Origin of the sequence: Mycobacterium sp. (assembly GCF_049683355.1) — a bacterium.
Classification (GTDB): domain Bacteria; phylum Actinomycetota; class Actinomycetes; order Mycobacteriales; family Mycobacteriaceae; genus Mycobacterium.
Window position 1 is genome coordinate 1 of record NZ_JBAUJB010000060.1, and the last position, 4,274, is coordinate 4,274.

The 4,274-nt window shown below is 64.9% G+C and carries 3 protein-coding genes and 2 pseudogenes; 2 read left to right on the forward strand and 3 right to left on the reverse strand.

Translation table 11 applies throughout. The features are described from left to right. Positions 1–747, forward strand: a pseudogene (locus tag WA944_RS03770) (IS3 family transposase); the annotation flags it as partial. Between the two features lie 84 nt (positions 748–831). Here WA944_RS03770 and WA944_RS03775 read toward each other — a convergent pair. Both WA944_RS03775 and WA944_RS03780 read right to left on the reverse strand, forming a co-directional pair. Continuing rightward, positions 832–1,407 (reverse strand): annotated as a pseudogene (locus WA944_RS03775) (cytochrome P450 family protein); the annotation flags it as partial. Positions 1,408–1,620: 213 nt separating this feature from the next. Then, complete coding sequence (locus WA944_RS03780; protein WP_526368532.1) at positions 1,621–2,340, reverse strand: TetR/AcrR family transcriptional regulator; 720 nt, start codon at positions 2,338–2,340, stop codon at positions 1,621–1,623. 201 nt (positions 2,341–2,541) lie between these two features. Between WA944_RS03780 and WA944_RS03785 the strand changes: the two genes are divergently transcribed. Further along, a complete protein-coding gene (locus tag WA944_RS03785; protein WP_526368534.1) occupies positions 2,542–3,327 on the forward strand; it encodes an enoyl-CoA hydratase/isomerase family protein in 786 nt (261 codons plus the stop codon). A 15-nt stretch (positions 3,328–3,342) separates the two neighbouring features. Here WA944_RS03785 and WA944_RS03790 read toward each other — a convergent pair whose 3' ends face one another. Further along, positions 3,343–4,134, reverse strand: a complete 792-nt coding sequence (locus WA944_RS03790; protein ID WP_526368536.1) for an acyl-CoA dehydrogenase family protein — start codon at positions 4,132–4,134, stop codon at positions 3,343–3,345. Positions 4,135–4,274: the final 140 nt, after the last annotated feature.

The window sequence follows — 4,274 nt, forward strand, 5'->3', positions numbered from 1 at the left end:
GTGAGGCCATCGACGCCAAGGTCAAGGGGTTCCACGACGCCTCCGATCAGGTGTACGGCTCACCGCGGATCCTGGCCGATCTGCGCGACGACGGAGAAGTGATCTCACGCAAGACGGTGGCGGCCTCGATGCGCCGCCAGCAGATCGCCGGGATCAGCCCGCGCGGCTTCACCCCGGTCACCACCGTCATCGACCTGGACGCGCACCGACCCAAGGACCTGGTGGATCGCCGATTCGACCGCGGTGAGCTCGACAAAGTCTGGACGTCGGACATCACCTACCTGGCCACCGATGAGGGCTGGCTGTATCTGTGCGCGGTCCGCGACGGGTGCTCGCGGCGAGTTCTGGGCTGGGCGGTGGAGGATCACCTGCGCACCGATCTGGTGGAGTCCGCGCTATCGATGGCGGTGACGATGCGCGGGCACTTACCAGGGCAGGTGATCTTCCACGCCGATCGCGGCACCCAGTACACCTGCGGGCAGCTCGCCCGGTTCGCCCGCGGCCACGACATCGCCCAATCGGTCGGCCGGACCGGGGTGTTGGGATAACGCTCAGGCCGAATCTTTCTGGAGCACACTGAAATCGGAGTTCTACGACCGCTACACCTGGCCGACCAAGGCAGCTGCTAGACTCGCGGTCGGCGACTGGATCGAACGGGTCTACAACCGCCGACGGCACTCGAAGATCGGCATGATCAGCCCAGTTGAGTTCGAAGACCGCCACAATCAGACGGCACAAGCCGCCTGACCCCGTGTCCACCATCCGGGGGCAACCTCACGGGTCACTGATTGTCAGGGGGCGGGTGCCTCACCCAAGGTTGGCAGAGAGGGGTGCCAACAGGTCGACCTGCTGACTCTGCAAGGTGGCCTCACCGTGGTCGGTAACCCGGCGCTGATGTTCTTCAGGGATCCCCAGCAGCATCCCGATGACCCGCATCGGCATCTGCTCGCCGAGATCGTTGACGAAGTCGAAGCGCCCGGTGCCGACGAGTGGGTCCAGACAGCGAGCGGTGAACTCCCGGATCTGCGGTTCCAGAGCCAGGACCTTCCGCGGGCTGAACATCCTCGAGAGCAGATTGCGGTGGATGTTGTGGATCGGCGGATCCTCGAAGATCAGTGTGCCCGGGGGGATCTCCATGCCGGACTTGATGATTTCGAGGATGGCTCCACGTCCGGAGATGAAGGTCTCATGATCGATCAGTGCCCGATTGACGTCGTCGAACCGGCTCAACGCGTAGAAGTCGTGCTTGGCGTTGTAGTACAGCGGCGCTTTTTCACGCATGCGGGGGAACACCGGATAGGGGTTCACGTTGAGGTCGACGCCGTAGGTGTCGTAGTACAGCTCGTCGGTAGTCGCGACGTCATCCACGTCGGAGCTGTCAGCGCTGATCGTCACTGTGTCCCTCATCGCTGGACAAGTCTTCGTAAGACAACGGGATGCCATTTGTCTCACAACTCTGGCATCGCGGACAGGCGAGTGTCAATGGGGGAATCGTTTCGAGCATGCAGTCCTCTCCGAAAAGAAGAACAGCCCTCTCATCCAGGAAATCGCCACGCCGCGGTGGGCCGGCCGTCCATTGCCGGAAATACGCTTCTGAGTATCGGAGAGGGTGACTCTGCGCTATTCGGCGGTGAAGCCGTGGGCGCAGAAGTCCCAGACCTCGTCTGCGGAGATGGGATTTTCGGTGCCGTCGCCGACGTCGCCGCTGGACTGGGCGACGAACATCACCGTCTGCATGGTCATCGCTGCCATGCGCTTCGGCTTGATCCCCGCGCGTAGTTCGCCGGCGGCGCTGGCCGCCTCCATCAGCTCGGTGAGCAGCGCGATCAACGGGGCGTGGCCCACCTTGACCTCGGAGGGATGCGACACCAGTAGGCGCGGGGCGAAGTCGGTGAACAACGGTCGCTTGGCCGTGGGGTCGGGGCGGGACGTCTCGAACAGCAGCTGGATCGCCACTTTCAGGCGCTCGAGCGGGTCTTCCTGGCCGTCGGTTGCTGCGCGGATCTGGTCGGCCGAGCGGCTCAGCGCATCTTCGAACAGCGCGAGCAGCAGTTCGTGTTTACCGTCGAATTGCAGGTAGAAGCTTCGCAACGACTGGCGGGAGCGGTCGACAACCTCTTGTACGGTGAAGTCGGTACTGCCCTTCTCGATGATGATGGCCTGCGCGGCGTCGAGGAATCGCTGCACGCGCTGGGCGGCGCGCAGCTTGGCGGTCTTGATCGACCGTTCGACCGCCCGCTGCTTCCAGGCGGGTTCCTCGCTGGGGCTGGTCACCGGCGGCTCTGTCGCAGCCCGACTGGGGAGAACATGCACTGACTGTACCGGAGAACGTCTTGCCATTGCGGTCCTGCACCCCCTCTCGGCCCACGTGTCAGAGATTGTAACTTCCTCGTCGCGAGAATAGTATTCTCATTTCGGTGATAACAGAAGGGCCAAGTACAGCGTCGAGTCCGAGGCGCGTTTGCTCTCTTCTTCCACCGCTCGACAATCGACTGTCAGCGTCGCCCCTCGAGGGCACGCTCCGAGACCTGAGGATCCGCCGTGTACATCGACTACGACGTGACCGACAAGATCGCAACCATCTCCCTCAACCGGCCCGAGGCTGCCAACGCCCAAAACCCGGAGTTGCTCGACGAACTCGACGCGGCATGGACGCGGGCGGCCGAGGACAACGATGTGGCGGTGATCGTGCTGCGCGCCAACGGGAAGCATTTCTCGGCAGGCCACGACCTGCGGGGAGGCGGTCCGGTGCCGGACAAGATCACCCTGGAGTTCATCATCCAGCACGAGGCCAAGCGCTACCTCGAGTACACGCTCCGCTGGCGCAACGTCCCCAAGCCCTCCATTGCTGCCGTGCAGGGCCGGTGCATCTCCGGGGGCCTGCTGCTGTGCTGGCCCTGCGATCTCATCATCGCCGCCGATGATGCGCAGTTCTCCGATCCTGTCGTACTGATGGGAATCGGTGGCGTCGAATACCACGGCCATACCTGGGAACTCGGGCCTCGCAAGGCGAAGGAGATGTTGTTCACCGGCAGGGCGATGACCGCCGAGGAAGTCCACCGCACCGGGATGGTCAACAAGGTGGTCCCCCGCGATGAGCTCGACAGCGAGACCAGGGCGATGGCCGAACACATCGCCACGATGCCGCCGTTCGCACTCCGCCAGGCCAAACGTGCGGTCAACCAGACGCTGGATGTCCAGGGGTTCTACGCGGCGATCCAGTCGGTGTTCGACGTCCACCAGACCGGGCACGGTAACGCGCTGAGCGTCGGTGGGTGGCCGGTGCTGGTGAACCTCGACGAGATGAAGGCCAACATCAACAAATAGCGGCGAAGGAAAGTCTCAGAGGGCCGCAAGGCGCGGCGCCGAACCGCGGGCCCGCAGGCCCGCTCCGGCCCGCCTGGTGAGTTCCCTTGAACTGCCCAGCAATCCGTCGAGCACCAGGGCCCTTTCGATGTGGTGGTGCAGATCGTGCTCCGCGGTGAAGCCGATGCCCCCGAGCACCTGCTGGCAGTGTTCGGCCGCGATCAGTGCGGCCTTGCCGGCGGCGGCCTTGGCCAGCAGCGCGGTCAGGTCGGGATTGTCCTCGCCGGGCAGGCTCAGCGTCGCTTCAGCGCCCTCGATGGCCACCAGCGTCTCGGCCAGTCGGTGCCGCACGGCCTGGAAACCGGCGATCGGTCTGCCGAATTGGACACGGCCGAGTGCTTGTTGGCGGGCCAGGGTCAGCATCGCCCGTGCTGAGCCCAGCAGCCACCAGCCCACAGCGCGACGGGCGTCGGGCAGTCGCAGGTGCCCACCCTCCTCCACCCGACGCAGCGGGAGCCCGCCGAGCGCGGAGCTCTGACCCGCCTGGGCGTAGTCCCACACCATCCAACTGCCGCCGGCGTAGGGCAGTGCCGGGGTTCCCCCTTCCTCGCGGCCGGCGGTCAGGAGCACCACATCATTGAGAACTGATGCGTGCGAACCGGTCTCACCCAGCAGCCGGAACACCAGCGGTACCGCGGACTCGTGCATGTCCGCCAGCATCTCGGCCCAGCCCAGTTCGGCGAGCGCCTTGTCCAGCTCGGCGCCGGAGGTCGACAGCATGGTCTTGCGGAGTCCGCCTTCGAGCAACGCGAGAGAGTCGGGATCCATTCTCATTCCTTCCCGGCGCTTCCGGGTTTTTCGTGGGCCCGATGTGGGCGTGACGGCCGTCAGCGGCAGGATATGGGGTATGCGCGACACCGAGCTGTACCGCCATCTGCTGGGACTGGAGACTCCGTGGAAGGTGGGGC